Genomic DNA, 22,644 nt, shown 5'->3' with positions numbered 1-22,644 from the left:
CGATTGCCGCGCTCGCAGGCGCTTCTCGCCTCGCGCGCATCGCTCACTGCTTACCGGTCACGCCGTGAATCCACTTCTCGAGAAACTTCAGTCTTATCCATTCGAAAAGCTTCGTCTGCTCTTCAAGGGCATCGAGCCGCGCGCGGGATTCACGCCGATCAGCTTCGGCATCGGCGAGCCGAAGCATCCGACGCCCGCGCTGATCCGCGATGCGGTGATCGATTCGCTCGACGGCCTCGCGAGCTACCCGGCGACGCTCGGCAGCGAGCCGTTGCGCCGCGCGATCGCGGCATGGGTGATGCAGCGTTACGGCCTCGAATCGATCGATCCGGCAACCGAAGTGCTGCCTGTCTCCGGCTCGCGCGAGGCGCTTTTCGCGCTCGCGCAGACCGTGATCGACAGCCGCACGAACAAGGCCGCAGAACCGCCCATCGTACTCTGTCCGAACCCGTTCTATCAAATCTACGAAGGCGCGGCCCTGCTCGCGGGCGCCGAGCCGTACTTCGTCAACAGCGATCCGGCGCGCAACTTCGCGTGCGATTACTCGGCGGTGCCCGAAGAGATCTGGGCGCGCACGCAACTGCTCTACGTCTGCTCGCCGGGCAACCCGACGGGCGCCGTGCTCACGCTCGAAAACTGGCGCGAACTCTTCGCGCTGTCGGACAGGCACGGCTTCGTGATCGCATCGGACGAGTGTTATTCGGAGATCTATTTCGACGAAAGCAATCCGCCGCTCGGCGGCCTCGAAGCCGCGCGGCTGCTCGATCGCAACTTCGACCGTCTCGTGATGCTGTCGAGCCTGTCCAAGCGCTCGAACGTGCCGGGCATGCGTTCGGGCTTCGTCGCGGGCGATGCGTCGATCCTGAAGGACTTCCTGCTCTATCGCACGTATCACGGCGCGGCGCTGTCGACGGTGTTTCAGCGCGCGAGCATCGTCGCGTGGCAGGATGAAACGCACGTGCGCGACAACCGCGCGCAGTATCTGAAAAAATTCCAGACGGTCACGCCGATGCTCGCGGACGTCCTCGACGTGCGTTTGCCCGACGCCGCGTTCTACCTCTGGGCGAACGTTTCGGGCACCGGGCTCACCGATACCCAGTTCGCTGCACGCCTTTACGCCGACTATAATGTGACGGTTCTGCCGGGCTCCTTTCTCGCTCGCACGGCGCACGGCACGAATCCCGGCGAAGGTTTCGTGCGCATCGCGCTCGTCGCTGAAACCGGGGAATGTGTCGAAGGCGCTCGCCGCATCGTCGAATTCTGCCGCACGCTAAGTTCCTGACAAACGGTTCTGAAACGTAGCCGGCCCAACTACCCATCCTTGATACCAACTATGTCGCAACAACTTCAGAGCATCATCGATACCGCCTGGGAAAACCGCGCCGAGCTGTCGCCCAAGGCCGCGCCCGCCGAAGTCCGCGAAGCCGTCGCGCATGCGATCGAGCAGCTCGACAAAGGCCAGATGCGCGTCGCCGAAAAGCGCGATGGCGACTGGGCCGTGAATCAGTGGCTCAAGAAGGCCGTGCTGCTGTCGTTCCGACTGGAAGACAACGCGCCGATGCCTGCCGGTGGCGGGTCTTACAACTACACGCAGTTCTACGACAAGGTGCCCTCGAAGTTCGCGAACTACACGGCCGAAGACTTCGCGGCGGGCGGTTTCCGCGTCGTGCCGCCGGCCATCGCGCGCCGCGGCTCGTTCATCGCGAAGAACGTCGTGCTGATGCCGTCTTACACCAACATCGGCGCATATGTCGACGAAGGCACGATGGTCGATACGTGGGCGACCGTCGGCTCGTGCGCGCAGATCGGCAAGAACGTGCACCTGTCGGGCGGCGTGGGCATCGGCGGCGTGCTGGAGCCGCTGCAGGCGAACCCGGTCATCATCGAGGACAACTGCTTCATCGGCGCGCGTTCGGAAGTCGTGGAAGGCGTGATCGTCGAAGAGAATTCCGTCATCTCGATGGGCGTGTATCTCGGCCAGTCGACGAAGATCTACGATCGCGAAACCGGCGAAGTCACGTACGGCCGCATTCCGGCGGGCTCGGTCGTCGTCGCGGGCAACCTGCCGTCGAAGGACGGCTCGCACAGCCTGTACTGCGCGGTCATCGTGAAGAAGGTCGACGCCAAGACGCGCGCGAAAGTCGGCCTGAACGAACTGCTGCGAGGCGACTGATTTTGGCACGCGGATCCACCCCGACGACTGTCGTCTACGGCATTCCGAACTGCGATACGGTGAAGAAGGCGCGCGTGTGGCTGGAAGAGCACGGCGTGCCGTTCGAGTTTCACGACTTCAAGAAAGCCGGCGTGAACGAGAAGCTGGTTCAGGACTGGCTGAAGGACGTATCGCTCGATCAGCTCATCAACAAGCGCGGCACGACGTGGCGCGGCCTGTCGGACGTGCACAAGGCCGAAGCCGACACGACCAACGGCGCGATCGCGCTGATGATCCACAAGCCGTCGATCATCAAGCGGCCGGTCGTGGTGGTGAACGGACGCGTGAAGACGCTCGGATTTTCCGCCGAGCAGTACGAAACGCTCTTTGCCTGAGCCGATGCGATGACTGTGAATCCGACGGTCATCGCGAGCTTGCTACGAGTGCCGGCCCGCGCGCCGGCATTTTTTATCGCTGTGGAAAAAGAACCATGTCCGGCACCCTTTCCCTTACCGAAGCGCTGATCGAACGCGCATCCGTCACGCCCGACGACAAGGCTTGCCAGGCGCTCATGATCGAGCGGCTCGCGGCGATCGGCTTCGAATGCGAAACGATCGAATCGGGCGGCGTCACGAACCTGTGGGCCGTCAGGCGCGGCACGGACGCAAGCGGCAAGCTGCTCGCCTTCGCCGGCCATACCGACGTCGTGCCGACCGGCCCGCTCGAACAGTGGAGCTCGCCGCCCTTCACCCCGACGCATCGCGACGGCAAGCTGTACGGTCGCGGCGCGGCGGACATGAAGGCGTCGCTCGCGGCGTTCGTCGTGTCGAGCGAGGAATTCGTCGCGCAGCATCCGGAACATCGCGGCACGCTCGCGTTTCTCATCACGAGCGATGAAGAAGGCCCCGCGACCGACGGCACGATCAAGGTCGTTGAAGCGCTGAAGGCGCGCGGCACGCGGCTCGATTACTGCATCGTCGGCGAGCCGACTTCGAACGCCACGCTCGGCGACATGGTCAAGAACGGCCGGCGCGGCTCGATGACGGGCAAGCTCGTCGTCAAGGGCGTGCAGGGGCATATCGCGTATCCGCATCTCGCGAAGAATCCGGTGCATCTGCTCGCGCCCGCGCTCGCCGAGCTCGTCGCCGAAAAATGGGACGACGGCAACGAATATTTCCCGCCGACAACCTGGCAAGTGTCGAACCTGCATTCGGGCACCGGCGCGACCAACATCATTCCCGGTCATGCCGACCTGATGTTCAACTTCCGCTTCTCGACCGCGAGCACGGTCGAGAGCCTGCAAAGCCGCGTCCACGCGATCCTTGACAAGCACGGCCTCGAATACGACCTGCAGTGGATCGTGAGCGGCCTGCCGTTTCTCACCCCGCGCGGTGCGCTGTCCGACGCGCTCGAAAAAGCCATCGCCGATGAAACCGGCGTGCGCACCGAGCTGTCTACTACGGGCGGCACGTCCGACGGACGCTTCATCGCGCAAATCTGCGATCAGGTCGTCGAATTCGGCCCGCCGAACGGCACGATCCACAAGATCGACGAGCATGTCGAAGTGCGCTTCATCGAACCGTTGAAGAACGTGTACCGCCGCGTGCTCGAAGCACTGATCGCCTAATTCAAATCCGACAATAAAAAGGAGCCTTCGATGGCGCTGCCCTTCACCACCGTGCGCGACCTGCTGCGCTTCGGCGTCTCGCGTTTCACCGAAGCGGGCTTGTCCTTCGGCCACGGCTCGTCCAATGCCTACGACGAAGCCGCGTATCTGATCCTGCATACGCTGCATCTGCCGCTCGACACGCTCGATCCGTTCCTCGACGCGCGCCTGCTCGACCACGAGATCGACGCGGTCATGAAAGTCATCGAGCGCCGCGCGAAGGAACGCATTCCCGCCGCGTACATCACGCAGGAAGCGTGGATGCACGGCCGCCGCTTTTACGTCGATGAACGCGTGATCGTGCCGCGCTCGTTCATCGGCGAGTTGCTGCAGGACGGCTTGCAGCCGTATGTGGCCGATCCGGATCAGGTCACGCGCGTGCTCGAACTGTGCACCGGCTCGGGCTGCCTCGCGATTCTCGCGGCGCAGGCCTTCGAAAACGCCGATGTCGATGCCGTCGACATTTCCGCCGATGCGCTCGCGGTCGCGCGCCGCAACGTCGACGATTACGGTCTGGAAGAGCGCGTGAGCCTCTACGAAGGCGACCTGTACGCGCCGCTTCCCGAGGCGCGCTACGAGGTCATCATCACGAATCCGCCGTACGTCAACGCGGACGCGATGCAGGCGCTGCCGGCAGAGTACCGCCACGAACCCGAGCTCGCGCTCGCGGGCGGCGCAGACGGCATGGACGTGGTACGGCGCATCGTGCGCGACGCGGGCAAGTGGCTGACCGAGGACGGCGTGCTCGTCGTCGAGATCGGCAATGAGCGCCCGAATGTGGAAGCCGCGCTCGGCGGCCTCGATCTCGTCTGGCTCTCGACGAGCGCCGGCGATGACAACGTGTTCCTCATCCAGGCCGCCGACCTTCCGGCCTGAGCGTCCGCTTCTCCGTGAGCGGTCGTTGCGGCGGCGCAAGCGCTGCAACGATCGCTGACACTTCGCGTGGAAGGGTTGGGTAATATGGCAAATCGCCATTAGCCAAGCCCTTAGCTCCTTCCCGCGTCTATGCAAGCATCCGACTGGCTTCACCTCGGCACGCTCGTGATGGCCGCGCATGTGCTCGGCGTGATCGCCGCGATCCATGCCGTCATCAACACACGCACGTCGCAAGGCGCGGTCGCGTGGGCCGTGTCGCTCGTCGCGATGCCCTACTTCACGCTGATCCCGTATCTCTTCCTCGGCCGCAGCAAGTTCGCCGGCTATATCGACGAACGGCGGCTGGAAATAGAGATCCTGCGCAGCCGTTCGAAGCCTGCCGAATGGGATTCCGGCGCCCGCAGCGATGCGCCCGAAGCCGCTCCGCTCGTCGATTCCACCGGCGCGCGCGGCGAAATCGCGCCGGGGCCTGCCGCTTATCTCGGCAATCCGACGATCCGCACGCTGCAGCGCCTGTCCGGCATGCCGTTCTTGCGCGGCAACTCGGCCCGCGTGCTCATCAACGGCGACGCGACGTTCGCCGCGATTCTCGAAGCGATCGCCGGCGCCGAACGCTATGTGGTCGTGCAGTTCTTCATCGTGCGCGCCGATGCGCTCGGCGAAATGCTCAAGGACGCGCTCATCAAAAAAGCTCAGGCCGGCGTGCGCGTGTACTTCCTCTATGACAGCATCGGCAGCTTCGACCTGCCGCATCGCTACGTCAATGCGCTGCGGGCGGGCGGCGTCGAGGCGCATCCGTTCGCGGCCACCCGCAAGTTCGTGCACCGTTTCCAGATCAACTTCCGCAATCATCGGAAGATCGTCGTGGTGGACGGCAAATGCGCGTTCGTCGGCGGGCACAACGTGGGCGTCGAATATCTCGGCGGCAATCCGCGGCTTTCGCCGTGGCGCGACACGCATATCGAAGTGCGCGGCCCGGCGGTCGCGAGCATTCAGTTCGTGTTCACCGAAGACTGGTACTGGGCGACGCAACGCCTGCCGGAACTCGGCCCCGCGCCGCATTCCGGCGAGAACATGCACTGCATGGTGCTGTCGAGCGGCCCGGCGGACAAACAGGAAACCTGTTCGCTTTTCTTTGTCGAGGCGATCAACGCGGCGCGCGAGCGCATCTGGATCACATCGCCCTATCTGATTCCCGACGAAGCCGTGTTCTCGGCGCTGCGGCTCGCCGTGATGCGTGGCGTCGACGTACGCATCCTGATTCCAAGCCGGCGCGATCATCGCGTGGTGTTCGCGGCGTCACGGCTTTATGCGTACGACCTCGTGCAGGCGGGCGTTCGCATCTTCCGCTACAAGCCGGGATTTCTGCATCAGAAGGTCGTGCTCGTCGACGGCATCGCCGCGTCGATCGGCAGCGCGAATCTCGACAATCGCTCGTTTCGCCTGAACTTCGAGATCACGGTGCTGACCGTCGATCGCGCGTTCGCTAGCGAAGTGGAAACCATGCTGCTCGCCGACTTCGCGCATTCGTTCGAGATCGACGCCAATGACTATCGCGGCAAGGCCTTCTGGCGGCGCATGGCGATGCACGTCGCGCGGCTTTTCTCGCCGATTCTCTGAGCGGCGTCAGAGCAGCTTTTCGATGTCGTCGGTGATCGATTCCGGCTTGGTCTGCGGCGCATAGCGCTTGATGACCTTGCCACTGCGATCGACGAGAAACTTCGTGAAATTCCACTTGATCGCTTCGATGCCGAGCAGGCCCGGTTCCTTGTCCTTCAGATACTTGTAGAGCGGATGCGCGTTGGAGCCGTTCACCTCGATCTTCGCGAACATCGGAAACGTGACGCCGTAGTTTTGCTCGCAGAAAGCGCCGATTTGCCCGGCATCGCCCGGTTCCTGCTTGCCGAACTGGTTGCACGGAAAGCCGAGCACCTCGAAACCGCGCGCCGCGTACTGTCGATAAACCTCCTGCAAACCCTTGTACTGCGGTGTGAATCCGCATTCGCTCGCCGTATTCACGATGAGCAGAACCTTGCCGCGGTACTTGTCGAGGCTGACGGTCGCGCCGTCGAGTGTTTCGGCCGAGAAGCCGTAGATGCCTTCGCTGGCTGTGCTCATGGCGTGCTCCGGAAAAATTCGATGAAAGTCACGCGATGCTAACCCGTCGCGCGTTCGCCCGCCATTAGCCGAACGGCCGACCCCTGCCGCGCAATCGGTCCGGTCTAAAATAGCGCTTTCCCTCAAAGCCGCGCCCTTTTCGCCGCCATTCCGACGTGATCCGCTTCAACCAGTTCAGCCTGTCCCGCGGCACCAAGCCGCTTTTCGAAGACACGAGCTTCACGCTCAATCCGGGCGAGAAGGCCGGTCTCGTCGGCGCAAACGGCGCGGGCAAGTCGACGCTCTTTTCCGTGCTGCGCGGCGAATTGCACGCGGACGGCGGCGATTTCTCGATGCCGCCGTCGTGGCGCATCGCGCACGTCGCGCAGGAAACGCCCGCCGTGGATCGCAGCGCACTCGACTACACGCTCGACGGCGACACGCATCTGCGTGCGATCGAGGCGCGCATCGTGGCCGCGTCCGCCGCGCATGACGGCGCGGCCGAAGCGGAAGCCCACGCCGCCTTCGCCGATGCCGACGGCTACACGGCGCCCGCGCGCGCCGAAACGCTGCTGCTCGGTCTCGGCTTCACGCTCGAGCAGACGCGCGAGCCGGTGTCGAGCTTCTCGGGCGGCTGGCGCATGCGCCTGAATCTCGCGCAGGCGCTGATGTGTCCGTCCGATCTGCTGCTGCTCGACGAACCGACCAACCACCTGGACCTCGACGCCATCGTCTGGCTGGAAGACTGGCTCGGGCGCTATGCGGGCACGCTCGTCGTGATCTCGCACGACCGTGAGTTCCTCGATTCGGTCTGCAACGTCACGCTGCATCTGGAAAATCGTCAGGTGAAGCGCTACGGCGGCAACTACAGCCAGTTCGAAGTGCTGCGCGCGCAGCAGATCGCGCTGCAACAAAGCGCGTACGAGAAGCAGCAAAGGACAGTCGCGCATCTGCAGAGTTTCATCGACCGATTCAAGGCCAAGGCGACCAAAGCCAAGCAGGCGCAAAGCCGCGTGAAGGCGCTGGAGAAGATGGAGCTGATCGCGCCCGCGCACGCAACCTCGCCCTTCACGTTCGAATTCCGCGAGCCCGACGCCGCGCCGAATCCGATGATGGTCATGGAGAGCGTGCGTTGCGGCTATCACAACGACGCGGGCGGCGAGATTCCAATCGTCGAAGGCGTGACGCTGTCGATCCAGAACGGCCAGCGCATCGGCTTGCTCGGCGCGAACGGTCAGGGGAAATCGACGCTCATCAAGACGCTCGCGCAGACGCTCGAACCGCTTTCCGGCGACGTCCGGCAGGGCAAAGGCTTGCAGATCGGCTATTTCGCGCAGCACCAACTGGAAACGCTGCGCCCGGACGATTCCCCGCTCCAGCATCTCGCGCGCCTCGCACCGGACACGCGCGAGCAGGAACTGCGCGATTTCCTCGGCAGCTTCAATTTCTCCGGCGACATGGCGACCGCGAAGATCGCGCCCTTTTCCGGCGGGGAGAAGGCGCGGCTCGCGCTGGCGCTCATCATCTGGCAGAAGCCGAATCTGCTGCTGCTCGACGAGCCGACCAACCACCTCGACCTCGAAACGCGCCACGCGCTGACCATGGCGCTCGCGCAGTTCGAAGGCACGCTCATACTCGTGTCGCACGACCGGCACTTGCTGCGCGCGACGACCGACACGTTCATGCTCGTCGCGAAGCATCGCCTGAGTCCGTTCGACGGCGATCTCGACGACTACCGCGACTGGCTTCTGCAGCACGCCGCCGAAACGCGCGCGGCGGCGAAGGAAGCGAGCGCCGCGGCCTCGGGCGAGGCGTCCGACAGCGCGCTCAATCGCAAGGAACAGCGCCGGCAGGAAGCTCAGGAACGGCAAAAGCTTGCGCATCTGACGAAGCCGCTCAAGTCGCGCATCGCCAAGATCGAGAAAGAGATGGAAAAGCTCAACGCGGAAAAATCGGCACTCGATGCGTTCGTCGCCGATCCGGCGAGCTACGAAGCGCCGATGAAAGCGAAACTCACTGAGACGATCCGACGCCAGGGCGAAGTGAATGCGCGCCTCGAAACGCTCGAAATGGAGTGGCTCGAAGCGCACGAGGAACTGGAGCAGATCGGCTCATAACCGGAGATCGACAACTTGACGACGCCTTCCCTCACCGGCCTGCGCGTGCTGGATCTGACGCGGCTTCTACCCGGCCCCATCGCCACGCTACGGCTCGCGGAACTCGGCGCCGATGTGCTCAAGATCGAGCCGCCGGGCGAAGGCGACTACACGCGCACGATGCTGCAAAGCGAAGCCGATCGGCAAAGCGGCACGCCGAGCGCGTTTTATCGCATCGTCAATCGCGGAAAGCGGCAGCTCACGCTCGATCTCAAAACGGACGAAGGCCGCGCGAAATTGATCGAACTTGCGCGCGACGCAGACGTGCTCGTCGAGAGCTTTCGACCTTCGGTGATGGCGCGGCTGGGCGTCGGCTACGACGTGCTGCGCGAGGCAAATCCGAAGCTCGTCTATTGCGCGATCACCGGTTTCGGCAGCGAGGGACCGTTCGCGCAGAAGGCCGGACACGATCTGAACTACATCGCGTATGCGGGCGTGCTGGATCAGCTCGCGGCGCGCGACGGCACCCCCATCGCGCCGAATTTCCAGTTGGCGGATCTGCTCGGCGGCGCGCTTTCGGCGGTCATGGAAATACTGGCGGCGGCGTGGCACGTCGCGCGCGGCGGCGAAGGACGTTGCCTGAATGTGTCGATGACGCACGCGGCGCACGCGCACAACGTGATGGCGCATATCGCGCTCGCCAATGCCGACGAAGCCACGACGCGCGCGGGCGCTGGCCTGCTGAACGGCGGCGCGCCCTGCTATGACGTGTATCGCACGCGCGATGACCGTTTCGTCGCGGTCGGCGCGCTGGAGCTGAAGTTCTGGCAGACCTTGTGCGAAGCGCTCGGCCGTCCCGATTGGGCGACGCGGCACTGGAGCCTCGGACAGGCGATTGGCGGTGCGGACGCGGCAGACTTGTCCGCGCAGCTTGCCGCGATTTTCCGCGAACGCACGCGCGACGAATGGATGACGTTGCTGGAGCCGCTCGATTGCTGCGTCGCGCCCGTGCTGACGCCTGCCGAAGCGGCGGCACACCCGCTTTTCAGAAGCGCCTAACGCCGCGGCAAGACCTGACGCGGCTGACGTTCGTCGTCGACGAGCACATGCTTGCGGCCCGTCACATGCTCGCGAATGGTCGCGACGACTTGATCCTCGGTGACATCGGCCGCGACGACGCGACGCGAGATCTGGCCTTGCTCGTCGATCCATTCGACGATCCGGCAGCCGCTGCCCCAAGGCTGCTGAAGCGGCGCGGAGACGCGGCATCCGCGCAGGTGGAAAGCGGGCTTCGGCCGGGCTGAATTAGCGTGTTTCAATGCGTGGTCCTCTCGATCCTTCCGGTCACTTCGCGTGTTGAAATGCCCTTGGCGAAGTTGGCCGGGTCCGTAGCCCTGTAAGGATAGGAAAACCGCGCGTCCGTTGGGTTACATTGCGCAACGGGATTTTTACACGCCGTTACGAAGGGTCCGATCGCGAAATCATTCGAGGTCGCGAACGCGGTCGATCGCTTCCTCGATGCGGTCCACGGCGATCACCTTCAGACCGTCGATGGCCTGCTTGGGCGCGTTCGCCTTCGGAATGAGCGCGACGGAAAAGCCTAGCTTCGCCGCTTCCTTCAGGCGATCCTGCCCGCGCGGCGACGGCCGGATCTCGCCCGCCAAGCCCACCTCGCCGAACGTAATGAGACCCTTCGGCAGCGGCTTGTTGCGCATCGACGAGTGGATCGCGAGCAGCACGGCGAGATCGGCGGCGGGCTCGGTGATCTTCACGCCGCCGACCGCGTTCAGGAACACGTCCTGATCGAAACACGCAATTCCCGCGTGCCGATGCAGCACCGCCAGCAACAGCGCCAGCCGGTTTTGTTCCAGCCCGACCGCGAGCCGGCGCGGATTGGGCACGTGCGCGGTATCGACGAGCGCCTGCACTTCGACGAGCAGCGGCCGCGAACCTTCCTGCGTCACGAGCACGCACGAACCCGCGACGCTCTGCTCGTGCTGCGACAAAAATAGCGCCGACGGATTGGCGACGCCGCGCAAGCCCTTTTCCGTCATGGCGAAGACGCCGAGCTCGTTGACGGCGCCGAAGCGATTCTTGAACGCGCGCACGAGCCTGAACGACGAGTGCGTGTCGCCTTCGAAATACAGCACGGTATCGACGATGTGCTCCAGCACGCGCGGTCCCGCGAGGCTGCCCTCTTTTGTCACGTGGCCGACCATGATGATCGACGTGCCCGTCTGCTTCGCGATGCGCGTGAGTTGCGCCGCGCACTCTCGCACTTGCGCGACGGAGCCGGGCGCGGACGTCAGCGCTTCCGAGTAGATCGTCTGAATCGAGTCGATGACGGCGACTTCAGGCCGTTGCTCATCGATGGTCGCCTGGATCTTTTCGAGCTGAATTTCCGCAAGCAGCGCGAGATCGCCCGCGGCGCTCGCGCCGCCGATCAGTCCGAGCCGCTGCGCGCGCAGCGCGATCTGCGCGCCGGATTCCTCACCGCTCACGTAGAGCGCCGGCCGCTCGCGCGCGATTTCGGCGAGCGATTGCAGTAGCAATGTCGATTTGCCGATGCCCGGATCGCCGCCGATCAGCACGACGCCGCCCGGCACGAGCCCGCCGCCCAGCACGCGATCGAATTCGCCGACGCCCGTCGTGAAGCGCGGCACGTCCGACGCCTCGATTTCCGCGAGCTTGCGCACCGGCGAACTCTTCGCGAGCGCCTGGAAGCGATGGTTCGACGCCGTCTGCGCCACCGATTCGGTCAGCGTGTTCCACGCGTTGCATGCGGCGCACTGGCCGGTCCACTTCGGCGATTCCCCGCCGCATTCGCTGCACACATACAGCGTTTTTGCCTTCGCTACTTTTGCCACTCGAAGCCTTGCCTGATTTCTTGTTGTTGATTTCGTGTTGTTATTCCGCGCGCACCGGCACGCGTTGCGCGATCGCGCACATGAGTTCGTAGCCGATCGTGCCGGCCGAGCTCGCGACATCGTCGATCGGCAGATTCGCGCCCCACAGTTCCACGCGCGAACCGATGCCGGCGTTCGGGCACGGCGTCAGATCGACGGTCAGCATGTCCATCGACACGCGGCCGACGAGCCGCGTTCTCGCGCCGTCGACGATCACGGGCGTGCCTTCGGGCGCCACGCGCGGATAGCCGTCCGCGTAGCCGCACGCGACCACGCCGATGCGCATCGGCGTTCCCGCTGTATACGTCGAGCCATAACCGATGCTGCTCCCCGCGTCGACCGTCTGCACGGCGATCAGCTCGGACTGGAGCGTCATCGCGGGCTTGAGGCCGGTATCGGCGATATCCGCGGTCACGCCCGACGGCGATGCGCCGTACAGCATGATGCCGGGCCGCACCCAGTCGAAGTGCGCGCCCGGGTGCCACAAGAGCGCCGCCGAGTTTGCGAGACTGCGCGCGCCCGCGATGCCTTCCGCGCCGCGTTCGAACGCTTCCAGTTGATGCGCGACGCCGCGCGGGCCATCGGCATCGGAAAAATGGGTCATGAGCGTGATCTGGCCGACGCCCTGCACGGCGCGCGCGCGCTCCCACGCGGCGCGGAACTTCTCGGGCGTATAGCCGAGCCGGTTCATGCCGCTGTTCATCTTCAACTGAATGTTGACCGGTTTCGACAGCCGCGCCATTTCCAGCATCCGCAACTGCTCGTCGCAGTGCACGGCCGTGGTGAGGCTATAGCGGTCGATCACGTCGATGTCGGTCGGCCGGAAAAAGCCCTCGAGCAAAAGAATTGGCCCGGCCCACCCCAATTCACGCAACTTCGCAGCTTCTTCGAGGTCGAGAAGGCCAAAGCCGTCCGTTGCGCGCAAACCGGGGAACGCCCGGGCGAGACCGTGGCCATATGCATTGGCCTTGACGACGGCCCAGATCTTGGATTTCGGGGCGTACTTGCGTGCAACGGCCAGGTTGTTGGCGAGCGCGGCGGTGTGAATTGTTGCTGAAAGGGGGCGCGGCATGAGCGTTTGGTGGAATTGCAACGAGTGCGGTCTAAAAGGCCAGCATACGCGAGCGGGACGCGTCCTGCTGCGCCGACCGGGACGCCTTGCGAATCAGTATGTTATGAGGAATCACGAACACAGGCGCGTCATTTCTGGCGCGATCGAGATTACTGCTAGTCAGAATGCGCCTATTTTCGTGTTATAAAGCCGTGCACACAACCCATTTCGAAAGGCATAAGCCCGAGTGCACGACCGGTGCCCGGGGCGGATCACCCGCAGTGAGGAAAGCTTCGGATCAGATGAAAAAAGGTTTTTACACCATCATGGCCGCGCAGTTTTTCTCATCGCTGGCCGATAACGCTCTACTGATCGCTGCCATTGCACTGCTGAAAGACCTTCACGCCCCGAACTGGATGACGCCGCTGCTCAAGCTGTTCTTCGTCCTGTCGTATGTGATTCTCGCGGCTTTCGTCGGCGCTTTCGCGGATTCCCGGCCCAAGGGCCACGTCATGTTCGTGACCAATTCGATCAAGGTCGTGGGCTGCGTGACGATGCTCTTCGGCGCGCATCCGTTGCTCGCGTATGGCATCGTCGGGTTCGGCGCGGCGGCCTATTCGCCCGCGAAATACGGCATTCTGACCGAGCTCTTGCCAGCCGATCGGCTCGTCGCCGCGAACGGCTGGATCGAAGGCACGACGGTCGGCTCGATCATCCTCGGCACGGTCATGGGCGGCGCGCTCATCAGTCCGCATATCGCCAGTCATCTGCTGTCGCTGCACATTCCGCGCATCAACACGCCCGCCGAAGCCGCAATGCTCGTCATCATGCTGATGTACGTGATCGCCGCGATCTTCAATCTGCGCATTCCCGACACCGGCGCGCGCTATCCGAAGCAGGAGACGCGGCCGCTCAAGCTCATCACCGATTTCGCCGACTGCTTTCTCGTGCTCTGGCGCGACAAGCTCGGCCAGATCTCGCTCGCCGTCACGACGCTCTTCTGGGGCGCAGGCGCGACGCTGCAGTTCATCGTGCTGAAATGGGCCGAAGTGTCGCTCGGCATGACGCTCTCGCAGGCAGCGATCCTGCAGGCGGTGATCGCGGTCGGCGTCGCGGCGGGCGCGGTGCTCGCGGCCGCGCGCGTGCCGCTCAAGCGCTCGCTCAGCGTGCTGCCGGTAGGCATCGTCATGGGACTCGCCGTCATGCTGATGGCCTTCTACACGCGCCATCTCTTTCCCGCGCACTGGGGCATCTACTTCGGCAAGATGCACTTCCCCGGCTATCTGCTGATCGCATATGTGTTCCTGATGATCGTCGGCGGACTGTCGGGCTTCTTCGTCGTGCCGATGAACGCGCTGCTCCAGCATCGCGGGCACGTTCTGCTTTCCGCCGGGCATTCCATCGCCGTGCAGAATTTCAACGAGAACCTGTCGGTGCTCGTCATGCTGTGCCTCTACGCCGTGCTCGTGTGGCTCGACGTGCCGATCCAGTTCGTCATCGTGCTATTCGGCTCGTTCGTGTGTCTCATGATGTACTTCGTGATGCGACGGCATCAGGCCAATCAGCGCGCGTTCGATTCGGTCGCGCTGATCGGCGAAGCGCGGCACTGACCCTCTTCGCATCATGCTTGCCGCCGATCTCTTTTCCTTCGTCACCCGCGTGCGCGAACGCGCGCCGCTCGTGCATTGCCTCACGAATCTCGTCGTCACCAACTTCACCGCGAACGTGCTGCTCGCGATCGGCGCCGCGCCCGCGATGGTCGTCGCGCGCGAGGAAGTCGGCGAATTCGCGGCCGTCGCCAATGCGCTGTCGGTCAATCTCGGCACGCTCGACGTGCCGCAGAGCCGCGCGATCCGCGCCGCCGTCGAGGCCGCCAACAGCGCGGGCACGCCGTGGGTGCTCGATCCGGTCGCGGTCGGGCCGCTCGCGTTTTGCACGGAATTTGCGTTCGATCTGCTCGATGCGAAGCCCGCGGTGATCCGCGGCAACGCGTCGGAGATCATCAGCTTGTCGGGGGGCGCATCAAGCGGACGCGGCGTCGACAGCACCGCCGCCACCGATGCCGCGCTCGACGCCGCGCAGGTGCTCGCGCTGAAGACGCAGGCCGTCGTCGCGGTCACGGGCGAGACCGATTACGTGACCGATGGCCGCCGCGTCATCGCGATGTCGAACGGCTCGCCCTTGATGACGCGCGTGACGGGCGTCGGCTGCGCGTTGTCCGCGACGGTGGCCGCGTTCGTCGGCGTGGCGCCGGATCGCGACGCGCTCTGGTCCGCGACCGTCGCCGCCATCGCCTATTCGACCATCGCGGGGGAACTCGCCGCGCGCGACGCCGCGCTGCCCGGCAGCTTCGCCGTCGCGTATCTGGACCGGCTCGCATCGCTCGATGAAGCCGCGTTCGGCAAGACGCTCGTGCAGCGCGACATCGTTGCCGGCTGACATGCGCGCTTCGTTCGATCTCTCGCTCTATCTCGTGCTCGATCCCGTGCAGTGCGGCGGTCATGACGCGGCGGTTCGTGTCGCGCGCGCCGCGCTCGAAGGCGGCGCGACCATCGTGCAACTGCGCGCGCCCGAGTGGCACAAGCGCGCGTGGTTCGAACTCGCGCGCGATTTGCTGCCGATCACGCGCGCGCACGGCGTGCCGTTTGTCGTCAACGATCATGTCGATGTCGCGCTGGCTGTCGGCGCGGATGGCGTGCATATCGGCCAGCGCGATCTGCCCGCCGATGTCGCGCGCCGACTGCTCGGGCCGGACGCGCTGATCGGACTGTCGGTATCGAATCTCGATGAAACCGCCGACGCGGCGAAACGCGCGGGCGTCGTCGATTATCTCGGCGCGGGTCCGGTGTACGCGACGCCGACCAAGACCGACGCCTCCACGCCCTGCGGCATCGAGGGTCTCGCTGAAATCTGCGCGGCCGCGCATGTGCCGACCGTCGCGATCGGCGGCATTCAGGCGCATAACGCCGCAGACGTCATGCGCGCGAAGCCGGCCGGTCTCGCGGTGGTGTCGGCGATCTGCAAGGCGGCCGATCCGCGCACGGCGGCCTCGGCGCTTGCCGCGACCATCGCACAGTCACGCATCTAAGCTCATGGCAATCACGAAAACCATTCCGAACGTCCTCACGATCGCCGGCTCCGACTCGGGCGGCGGCGCGGGCATTCAGGCCGATCTGAAGGCGTTCTCCGCGCTCGGCGCGTACGGCGCGAGCGTCATCACGGCGCTCACCGCGCAAAACACGCGCGGCGTGACAGCCGTTCACGCGCCGGAGCCCGCGTTCATCGCGGCGCAGCTCGACGCCGTGTTCGACGACATCCGCATCGATGCCGTGAAGATCGGCATGCTGGCGAACGCGGGCATCGTGCGCGCGGTCGCCGAGGCGCTCAAGCGCCATCGGCCGAAACATGTTGTGCTCGACACCGTGATGATCTCGAAGAGCAATCACGCGCTGCTCGCGCCGGAAGCCGTTGCCGCGTTGCGCGACGAATTGCTGCCGCTCGCGACGCTCGTCACGCCGAATCTGCCGGAAGCGGCGGCGCTGTTAGGCGACGAAAGCGCCGCCGACGAAGACGCGATGGTCCGTCAGGGCGAAGCCTTGCGCGCGCTCGGCGCGCGGGCCGTGCTGATGAAAGGCGGCCACCTTGCATCGAACGACAGTCCCGACTGGCTGATCGAGGCGGCGGGCGCACTGAGGCTCGGCGGCGCGCGCGTGCCGCTCAAGAACACGCACGGCACGGGCTGCACGCTGTCGTCGGCGATCGCGGCGCTGATTGCGCAAACCGACGATCTTGCGAGCGCGACCGCCGAGGCGAAGCGCTATCTGACCGGCGCGATCGAAGCGAGCGTGCGGCTCGACGTCGGTCATGGCGTGGGTCCGGTGCATCATTTTTTCCGCTGGTGGTGATCAGCCGGTGATCACTCCGCCGACGCGGCGAACGCCCGCGCGCGCTCCGGCCAGTCGTCCGGCACGATGAAGCCTCGCGATTCCTCCACGAAATTTCCCGCTTCGTCGCGCGCGTAGGCGGCAACCATCGTCGGCGCGATCGTGCCTTCGAGACGCGCGCGAATCGCATCCGATTCCGCGATCAGCGTTTCGGCGGAATCCGCATCGAGCCGCCGCGACGCGAGCCACGCCATGCGCGGCTGCACGACCCACGCGCGCTCATCGTCCGACGCATTCGAGCGCGCGTCGCGCCATTCCGACGCCGTCAGCCACCATCCGCGCAGATGGTGCTCCCCTATTTCGCGCGCGGGCACGACCTCGTCGCCGCCGAGCCCGTGATAGAAAAGCCGGCCTTTGATGAACAACTGCGCCTGCCACGGACCGTCGAAGCCGAGCAACGCGAACTCGGCGCGCCGCGTCAGCGCCAGTTGATGCGTGAGAAGCCGCTCGTGCTTGATATCGAAGCGATCCTGCAGATTCGGCCCGACGTAGTTCGACAGACGCGCCGCGCGCGCCGCATCGCCGTCGCTATCGTCGATATGCAGGTAGAACTTCACCGCCAGCTCCCAGTGCAGCCGCGCGCCATCCGCCGATTCGAGCAGGAAATCGCATTCGCCGATGGTGCGCCGCTGTTGCCGCAACGGCACGTTCGCCGCGATGAGGCGCGCCGCCGGACCGTGCGCGAGAAAAAAGCGGATGAGGCTCTCGGCGTAGATGCCGAGGCGCGTGAACTTCGGATCGCGCGCGTGATCGTGCAGCGGCTGCGGCGCGGCATCGAGCGCCTTCAGCCACACGAGCGTCGCGTCGCGCTCCGCTGTCGACGCGAACGGATGCGCGAGCGCGGCGTCGCCTTCGCGCAGCAGATCGGGAGCGAACAGAAGCCAGGCGAGATCGCGAACCGTGACGTCGCCGAAACGATCGACGAGACGCGTGAGATCGCTCGCCCGGGCCGTCATCAGACGCCGCCCTTCTCTGCTCCTTGCTCGACGCCGAGCGCGGCGAGCGCCTCGCGATACGTATTGCGCGCGAGGCAGAGATCGGCCCACGCCTTCGACTTGTCCTGCAGGCTGCGCAGCAGATAAGCCGGGTGATACGTGACGACCACCGGCACGCCACGATACTCGTGCACGCGTCCGCGCATCGATGCGATGCTCGCCTCGTTCTTCAGCAGACTCTGCGCGGCAAAGCGTCCCATCGCGACGATGACCTTCGGCTTCACGAGTTCGACCTGCCGTTGCAGATACGGCTCGCAGCGCGCGACTTCGTCGAGCTCGGGATTGCGGTTGCCGGGCGGCCGGCACTTGATGACATTCGCGATATAGACGTTCGTCTGCCGCGACAGCGTGAGCGCGCGCAGCATGTTGTCGAGCAGCTTGCCCGCCTGGCCGACGAACGGCTCGCCTTGCTTGTCCTCGTTCTCGCCCGGCGCTTCGCCGATCAGCATCCAGTCGGCTTCGCGATCGCCGACGCCGAAGACCGTGTTCGTGCGGCGCTCGCACAAACGGCAGCGCTCGCAGTTCGCGACGCGTTCGGCGAGCGCATCCCACCCGAGCGTGTGGATGTCGCTCGGGGCTTCCGCGGTGGCGGGCTCGACATGGAGCGGCGTTTCGTCGGTCCAGGGGAGATCGTCGTAGGCGTCGAGCGGCGGCGCGTCGGATTCGGGCTGTGCGGACTGGAGGGGCTTCGGCTCCGGCCGCATGTCGACGACGACGGGCGCGGGTGCTTCCGTGATCGTCGCGACCGCTTCAGGCGTGCGCTCTTCCTCGACCTTCGGCGCGGGCGCAAGCCCACGCCGTACCCAGACCGGCCCGATTCCCAACTCTTCGATCAGCATTTCATCGAGCGCCATGCGCAGTCTCCTCCGTAAACGACAGACGCATGACGATTGCGTCCTCGCGCGAGCGATGCCGCGCGGGGTAATAGTTCTTGCGGCGTCCGATGGCCGCGAAGCCAAAACGCTCGTAGAGCTGGATCGCGCGCGGATTGGACGGCCGCACTTCGAGCAGCACGCCTTCGAGCTTCTCCGCGCGCGTGATGCGGACCGCTTCGCGCAGAAGCGTCAGACCCGCCCCCGCCCGCTGCGCAGACGGTGCGACGCACAGATTGAGCAGATGCATCTCGTCGACGACGGGCATCAGCACGCAATAGCCGATCAGCGTGCCGGTCACATGGCGCAGACACACGCCGAAATAGCCATTGCGCAGCGAATCCTGAAAATTGCCGCGGCTCCACGGAAACTCGTAGGCGAGCTTTTCGACCGCGGCGACTTCGTCGAGGTCCGCTTCCGTCATCGGTGTGAGATACCGATCGGCCAGCAGCACGCCGCTCACCGAAGCGCCTCCTCGCGAGCCTGCATGCGTTCGGCCGTCGTCTGGGCGACCTTGTCGCGCACATATTCGGGCGCGGCGTGTTCGGGTGCGACCGCGCGCCCAGCCCGCCAGTCCCGCAAGCCGATGAGCGCGACCGGCAACGCGTGCGGCAGCGCTTCGCGATCGACACGCGCGGCGGCGGCGAGCGCCGGCAGACGATCGCCGAATGCGGACGCGGCGTTGCCCGCGAGCGCGAACGGCACGTCGGGCAGAGGCAGCGCGCCGGGCGCATCGAGCGCGGCCGGATGCAGCGTGCGCCAGTCGCCGGCGGCGGCATCGAATTCGAAATCGGCCCAGTACGCTTCATCCATGCGGGCGTCCAGCGCCGCTAGCACGCGCGCCGGGATCGACGGATCGTTCAGGCGCGCGTGCTCCGCGCAGGCGAGCAGCGTGCCCACCGGCACGACCGGCACGTTCAAACCGAACGCCAGGCCTTGCGCCACGCCTGTCGCCGTGCGCAAGCCGGTGAAGGAGCCCGGGCCCGCGCCGAATGCGATCGCCGCGCAGTCGGCGAGCGCGAGCCCGGCGTCGGCGAAAAGCTCGCGCACGGCCGGCAAAAGGCGCGTGCTCGACACGGCGCCGGTCGCCTCGTGGCGAAACCACACGCGCGTGTCGCCGTTCACGTATTGAGGCGCGGCGGAGTTCGGAGTGGCGGCGAAAGCGCTGTCGGCGAGCAGGAGCGCGACGGAGCAAAATTCCGTCGAGGTGTCGAGGGCGAGCAAAACGGTGCGTGTCATAGCCGGTATTGTAATGCGGGACATGCGCCGGATTCGCGTGATCGGCGATACGCGGTCGACCCAATTCGCGTCCGCAAGGCGTCTGGAAGGCGTCCTCGGTTGGAGGAAAGCCTCGACCGGGCTCGCGCGTCTCGCTTGCTAAGATCGTCCGGTCCATCTCGATAACAACGGAGAACGCATGACCGACATCGATCAGCAATTCGCCCAAGCCCAGTCTGACGTCACTCAACTGCCCGAGCGTCCCGGCAATCTCACGCTGTTGCGGCTTTATGCGCTTTTCAAGCAGGCGAGCATCGGCGACGTGCAAGGCGAAAAGCCGGGCTTCACGGATATCGCCGGCAAATACAAATACGAAGCGTGGGCCGCGCTGCAAGGCACGCCCGCCGACGACGCCAAGGCACGCTACGTCGAACTCGTCGAATCGCTCAAGCGGGGCGAGGCGGCCTGAGGTTCGGGCCGGCGTCGGCCAGTTCCAGCGGACCGGCCGCGCCGTCCGATGCCCGAAGATGGCGCGGCGATGCGTCAAAATGTGGCGCAGTGCAGCAAATTCCGATATACTAGCGGTCAGCGCTCGATTGCGGGTGGCGAGCCTTCCGGCAAGTCCCACGCAGCAAGGCGCTTCGTAGCGTTTCGCTCCAATCCAGTTTAGAAACTGTCCCCTTCCTGCCAGGCCTTTGCGTCGCATTTGCGCGCAGCACGTTTCTCGGCCCGTCATGCATCAGGCTGACGTCAGCGCCCGTCGTTCTCTTCGGAACGATCGAGCCTGCCGTATCCGATACAGCTTCTAACAAAGATACTCGCCGCACGTTCGCGCGAGTAGCCTACGTTTTTCGATTTGCTCGCTGTTTCTTCGCTCGCTGAATCCAACGACCTGGGTATGCCGATTGGCGCCGACGCCTTATTCCTCGTTTCAAGGATCGACATGACTTCGAGCTTCACCGCTAGCCCGTTGGACAATCTCGCAGCAAACATTGGCATCACCCCCTCGGCCGATACCCCGGCCACCGACGCACCCGCCGACAAGCCCGCCGGCCCCACTTTCGAATCGCTCGGCCTTTCCGCCGACATCGTGTCCGCGCTGACCGCTGCGGGCTACGAATCCCCGACGCCCGTGCAGCAGCGCGCGATTCCCGCCGCGCTCGCCGGCCGCGATCTGCTCGTCTCCAGCCCGACCGGTTCGGGCAAGACGGCCGCGTTCATGCTGCCCGCCATCGAAAAATTCGCGCAACTGCAAAAGCTGGAAGCGCAACAGCCGCGCGCGCCGCGCGACCCGAACGCAGCGCGTGGCCGCCGTCCGCAGCCGATCGCGCGCCCGAAGCTGCTCGTGCTCACGCCGACGCGCGAACTCGCGATGCAGGTTTCCACCGCCGCGACCACGTACGGCAAGCATCTGCGCCGCCTGCGCACCGTCAGCATTCTGGGCGGTGTCGCGTACGGCCAGCAGCTCATGCTCCTCGCGAAGAACCCTGAGATTCTCGTCGCGACGCCGGGCCGCCTGATCGACCATCTGGAACGCGGCCGCATCGACCTGTCGGAACTCAACATGCTCGTGCTCGACGAAGCCGATCGCATGCTCGACATGGGCTTCATCGAAGACATCGAAACGATCGTCGACGCGACGCCCGCCTCGCGCCAGACGCTGCTCTTCTCCGCGACCATCGATAGCAAGATCACGTCGCTGACCGGCCGCCTGCTGAAGGATCCGGAGCGCATCGAGATCGTCCAGAAGCTCGAAGCGAAGAGCAACATCGCGCAGACCGTGCATTACGTCGATGACCGCGATCACAAGGACCGCTTGCTCGATCATCTGCTGCGCGGCGAAGGCCTGGATCAGGCGATCGTATTCACGGCGACGAAGAGCGACGCGGATCTCATCGCCAACCGTCTCGCCGACGCGGGCTTCGAGTCCGCCGCGCTGCACGGCGATCTGCCGCAAGGCGCGCGCAACCGGACGATCCGCGCGCTGCGCGAGCGCCGCGTGCGCGTGCTGGTAGCGACCGACGTCGCCGCGCGCGGCATCGACATTCCGGGTATCACGCACGTCTTCAACTATGACCTGCCGAAGTTCGCGGAAGACTACGTGCACCGTATCGGCCGTACCGGCCGTGCTGGCCGCAGCGGCACGGCGGTGAGCCTCGTGCACTACGCCGAAATGGGCGCGTTGAAGCGCATCGAGCGTTTCGTGCGCGCGCCGCTGCCGGTGAACGTCGTCGCAGGCTTCGAACCGCGCAAGGCGCCGCCGAAGGGTGGTTTCGGCGGCGGCCGTGGCCGTCCGGGCGGTAACGGCGGTGGCCGTCGCTTCGGTGGCAATGGCGGCGGCAGCAGCAGTGGCCGTGGTTACGGTCCGGGCAACGCCGGCGGTTATGGCAACAAGTCGAATGCAGGTTCTCGCGAAGGCGGTTATCGCGATGGCGGCGGTTATCGCGGCGGCAACAGCGATGGCGGCTACCGTGGCGGCAACAGCGATGGCGGCTATCGCGGTGGCAATCGCGAAGGCGGCTACGGCTCGCGCGACGGCTACAGCGCACGCCGTAACGACGGCCCGCGCGCCCCGCGCCGCGGCAACTAAGCTGCTTGCGGGAAGCGGTTCCTGATACCGCTTCCCCGTTGCGAAAAGAAAAACCGATGCCTCGTGCATCGGTTTTTTTTCGCCCCGTCGCCATATTTCACCATGCGCAATGCTCTTTTGCGTCGCAAAAGCGGTGCTGCGCGGCACAAAACCGGCGGTTGCAAGATAGAAAACGCCGTTC

Annotated in this window: 22 protein-coding genes; 14 read left to right on the top strand and 8 right to left on the bottom strand. The window is 65.2% G+C overall.

What is annotated here, in order from left to right; translation table 11 throughout:
- The first annotated feature begins 64 nt into the window (after positions 1 to 64).
- From dapC to cls, 6 genes are all read left to right on the top strand, one after another.
- Positions 65 to 1,282 carry a succinyldiaminopimelate transaminase gene (gene dapC / locus LDZ23_RS05905; protein WP_244808111.1) on the top strand — a complete coding sequence of 406 codons (1,218 nt, stop codon included), beginning with the start codon at positions 65 to 67 and terminating at the stop codon, positions 1,280 to 1,282.
- A 51-nt stretch (positions 1,283 to 1,333) separates the two neighbouring features.
- Positions 1,334 to 2,173 carry a 2,3,4,5-tetrahydropyridine-2,6-dicarboxylate N-succinyltransferase gene (gene dapD, locus LDZ23_RS05900; protein ID WP_244808018.1) on the top strand — a complete coding sequence of 280 codons (840 nt, stop codon included), beginning with the start codon at positions 1,334 to 1,336 and terminating at the stop codon, positions 2,171 to 2,173.
- A 2-nt stretch (positions 2,174 to 2,175) separates the two neighbouring features.
- Positions 2,176 to 2,547, top strand: coding sequence for an ArsC family reductase (locus tag LDZ23_RS05895; RefSeq protein ID WP_008350107.1), 372 nt, complete (start codon positions 2,176 to 2,178; stop codon positions 2,545 to 2,547).
- Between the two features lie 95 nt (positions 2,548 to 2,642).
- Complete coding sequence (dapE, locus tag LDZ23_RS05890; protein WP_008350108.1) at positions 2,643 to 3,779, top strand: succinyl-diaminopimelate desuccinylase; 1,137 nt, start codon at positions 2,643 to 2,645, stop codon at positions 3,777 to 3,779.
- A gap of 30 nt (positions 3,780 to 3,809) precedes the next feature.
- Positions 3,810 to 4,694 (top strand): 50S ribosomal protein L3 N(5)-glutamine methyltransferase, encoded by an 885-nt coding sequence (gene prmB, locus LDZ23_RS05885; RefSeq protein ID WP_008350110.1) that lies wholly within the window; start codon positions 3,810 to 3,812, stop codon positions 4,692 to 4,694.
- A gap of 129 nt (positions 4,695 to 4,823) precedes the next feature.
- The gene (gene cls, locus LDZ23_RS05880) at positions 4,824 to 6,314 is read left to right on the top strand and encodes a cardiolipin synthase (protein ID WP_033537247.1); all 1,491 of its coding nucleotides are present in this window, start codon (positions 4,824 to 4,826) and stop codon (positions 6,312 to 6,314) included.
- Between the two features lie 6 nt (positions 6,315 to 6,320).
- Here cls and LDZ23_RS05875 read toward each other — a convergent pair whose 3' ends face one another.
- Positions 6,321 to 6,812 (bottom strand): glutathione peroxidase, encoded by a 492-nt coding sequence (locus LDZ23_RS05875; protein WP_008350115.1) that lies wholly within the window; start codon positions 6,810 to 6,812, stop codon positions 6,321 to 6,323.
- 155 nt (positions 6,813 to 6,967) lie between these two features.
- Here LDZ23_RS05875 and LDZ23_RS05870 point away from each other — a divergent pair, with 155 nt between their 5' ends.
- Positions 6,968 to 8,908 carry an ATP-binding cassette domain-containing protein gene (locus LDZ23_RS05870; RefSeq protein WP_008350117.1) on the top strand — a complete coding sequence of 647 codons (1,941 nt, stop codon included), beginning with the start codon at positions 6,968 to 6,970 and terminating at the stop codon, positions 8,906 to 8,908.
- A gap of 15 nt (positions 8,909 to 8,923) precedes the next feature.
- Positions 8,924 to 9,946, top strand: a complete 1,023-nt coding sequence (locus LDZ23_RS05865) for a CaiB/BaiF CoA transferase family protein (protein ID WP_034471999.1) — start codon at positions 8,924 to 8,926, stop codon at positions 9,944 to 9,946.
- On the opposite strand, the gene LDZ23_RS05860 is transcribed toward LDZ23_RS05865, so the two are convergent.
- The 3 genes from LDZ23_RS05860 to alr all read right to left on the bottom strand — a co-directional run bounded on the left by LDZ23_RS05860 (position 9,943) and on the right by alr (position 12,865).
- Positions 9,943 to 10,206 (bottom strand): DUF2866 domain-containing protein, encoded by a 264-nt coding sequence (locus tag LDZ23_RS05860; RefSeq protein WP_008350121.1) that lies wholly within the window; start codon positions 10,204 to 10,206, stop codon positions 9,943 to 9,945. The genes LDZ23_RS05865 and LDZ23_RS05860 overlap by 4 nt on opposite strands.
- A 162-nt stretch (positions 10,207 to 10,368) precedes the next feature.
- Entirely contained in the window at positions 10,369 to 11,754 is a 1,386-nt protein-coding gene (radA, locus tag LDZ23_RS05855) for a DNA repair protein RadA (protein ID WP_175979974.1), read from the bottom strand.
- A 40-nt stretch (positions 11,755 to 11,794) separates the two neighbouring features.
- Complete coding sequence (alr, locus tag LDZ23_RS05850) at positions 11,795 to 12,865, bottom strand: alanine racemase (protein ID WP_034472003.1); 1,071 nt, start codon at positions 12,863 to 12,865, stop codon at positions 11,795 to 11,797.
- Between the two features lie 281 nt (positions 12,866 to 13,146).
- On the opposite strand from alr, the gene lplT reads away from it, so the two are divergent.
- From lplT to thiD, 4 genes are read left to right on the top strand one after another with little or no spacing between them, the layout of a single operon-like run.
- Positions 13,147 to 14,454, top strand: coding sequence for a lysophospholipid transporter LplT (gene lplT, locus LDZ23_RS05845; RefSeq protein ID WP_008350127.1), 1,308 nt, complete (start codon positions 13,147 to 13,149; stop codon positions 14,452 to 14,454).
- Between the two features lie 13 nt (positions 14,455 to 14,467).
- Positions 14,468 to 15,283, top strand: coding sequence for a hydroxyethylthiazole kinase (gene thiM, locus LDZ23_RS05840; protein WP_244808017.1), 816 nt, complete (start codon positions 14,468 to 14,470; stop codon positions 15,281 to 15,283).
- A gap of 1 nt (position 15,284) precedes the next feature.
- Entirely contained in the window at positions 15,285 to 15,932 is a 648-nt protein-coding gene (thiE, locus tag LDZ23_RS05835) for a thiamine phosphate synthase (RefSeq protein ID WP_244808016.1), read from the top strand.
- A gap of 10 nt (positions 15,933 to 15,942) precedes the next feature.
- Positions 15,943 to 16,749 (top strand): bifunctional hydroxymethylpyrimidine kinase/phosphomethylpyrimidine kinase, encoded by an 807-nt coding sequence (gene thiD, locus LDZ23_RS05830; RefSeq protein ID WP_034472154.1) that lies wholly within the window; start codon positions 15,943 to 15,945, stop codon positions 16,747 to 16,749.
- 11 nt (positions 16,750 to 16,760) lie between these two features.
- On the opposite strand, the gene LDZ23_RS05825 is transcribed toward thiD, so the two are convergent.
- The 4 genes from LDZ23_RS05825 to tsaB are packed head-to-tail and all read right to left on the bottom strand — an operon-like array spanning position 16,761 to position 19,894.
- Positions 16,761 to 17,744, bottom strand: coding sequence for a DUF1853 family protein (locus LDZ23_RS05825; protein WP_008350135.1), 984 nt, complete (start codon positions 17,742 to 17,744; stop codon positions 16,761 to 16,763).
- Positions 17,744 to 18,637, bottom strand: a complete 894-nt coding sequence (locus tag LDZ23_RS05820) for a uracil-DNA glycosylase family protein (protein ID WP_244808015.1) — start codon at positions 18,635 to 18,637, stop codon at positions 17,744 to 17,746. The genes LDZ23_RS05825 and LDZ23_RS05820 overlap by 1 nt, the downstream gene beginning before the upstream one ends.
- A complete protein-coding gene (gene rimI, locus LDZ23_RS05815) occupies positions 18,624 to 19,118 on the bottom strand; it encodes a ribosomal protein S18-alanine N-acetyltransferase (protein WP_008350138.1) in 495 nt (164 codons plus the stop codon). The genes LDZ23_RS05820 and rimI overlap by 14 nt, the downstream gene beginning before the upstream one ends.
- Positions 19,115 to 19,894, bottom strand: coding sequence for a tRNA (adenosine(37)-N6)-threonylcarbamoyltransferase complex dimerization subunit type 1 TsaB (gene tsaB, locus LDZ23_RS05810; protein ID WP_244808014.1), 780 nt, complete (start codon positions 19,892 to 19,894; stop codon positions 19,115 to 19,117). Before tsaB ends, rimI begins: the two co-directional genes overlap by 4 nt.
- Before the next feature lie 178 nt (positions 19,895 to 20,072).
- Between tsaB and LDZ23_RS05805 the strand changes: the two genes are divergently transcribed.
- Together LDZ23_RS05805 and LDZ23_RS05800 are read left to right on the top strand one after the other, a co-directional pair.
- Positions 20,073 to 20,342, top strand: coding sequence for an acyl-CoA-binding protein (locus LDZ23_RS05805; protein ID WP_008350142.1), 270 nt, complete (start codon positions 20,073 to 20,075; stop codon positions 20,340 to 20,342).
- 474 nt (positions 20,343 to 20,816) lie between these two features.
- Positions 20,817 to 22,463, top strand: a complete 1,647-nt coding sequence (locus tag LDZ23_RS05800) for a DEAD/DEAH box helicase (protein WP_244808013.1) — start codon at positions 20,817 to 20,819, stop codon at positions 22,461 to 22,463.
- Positions 22,464 to 22,644: the final 181 nt, after the last annotated feature.

Origin of the sequence: Caballeronia zhejiangensis, assembly GCF_022879815.1 — a bacterium.
Taxonomy (GTDB): domain Bacteria; phylum Pseudomonadota; class Gammaproteobacteria; order Burkholderiales; family Burkholderiaceae; genus Caballeronia; species Caballeronia zhejiangensis.
The sequence above is the reverse complement of the archived record's forward strand: the minus strand, read 5'-3'. Positions and strand labels throughout refer to the sequence as shown.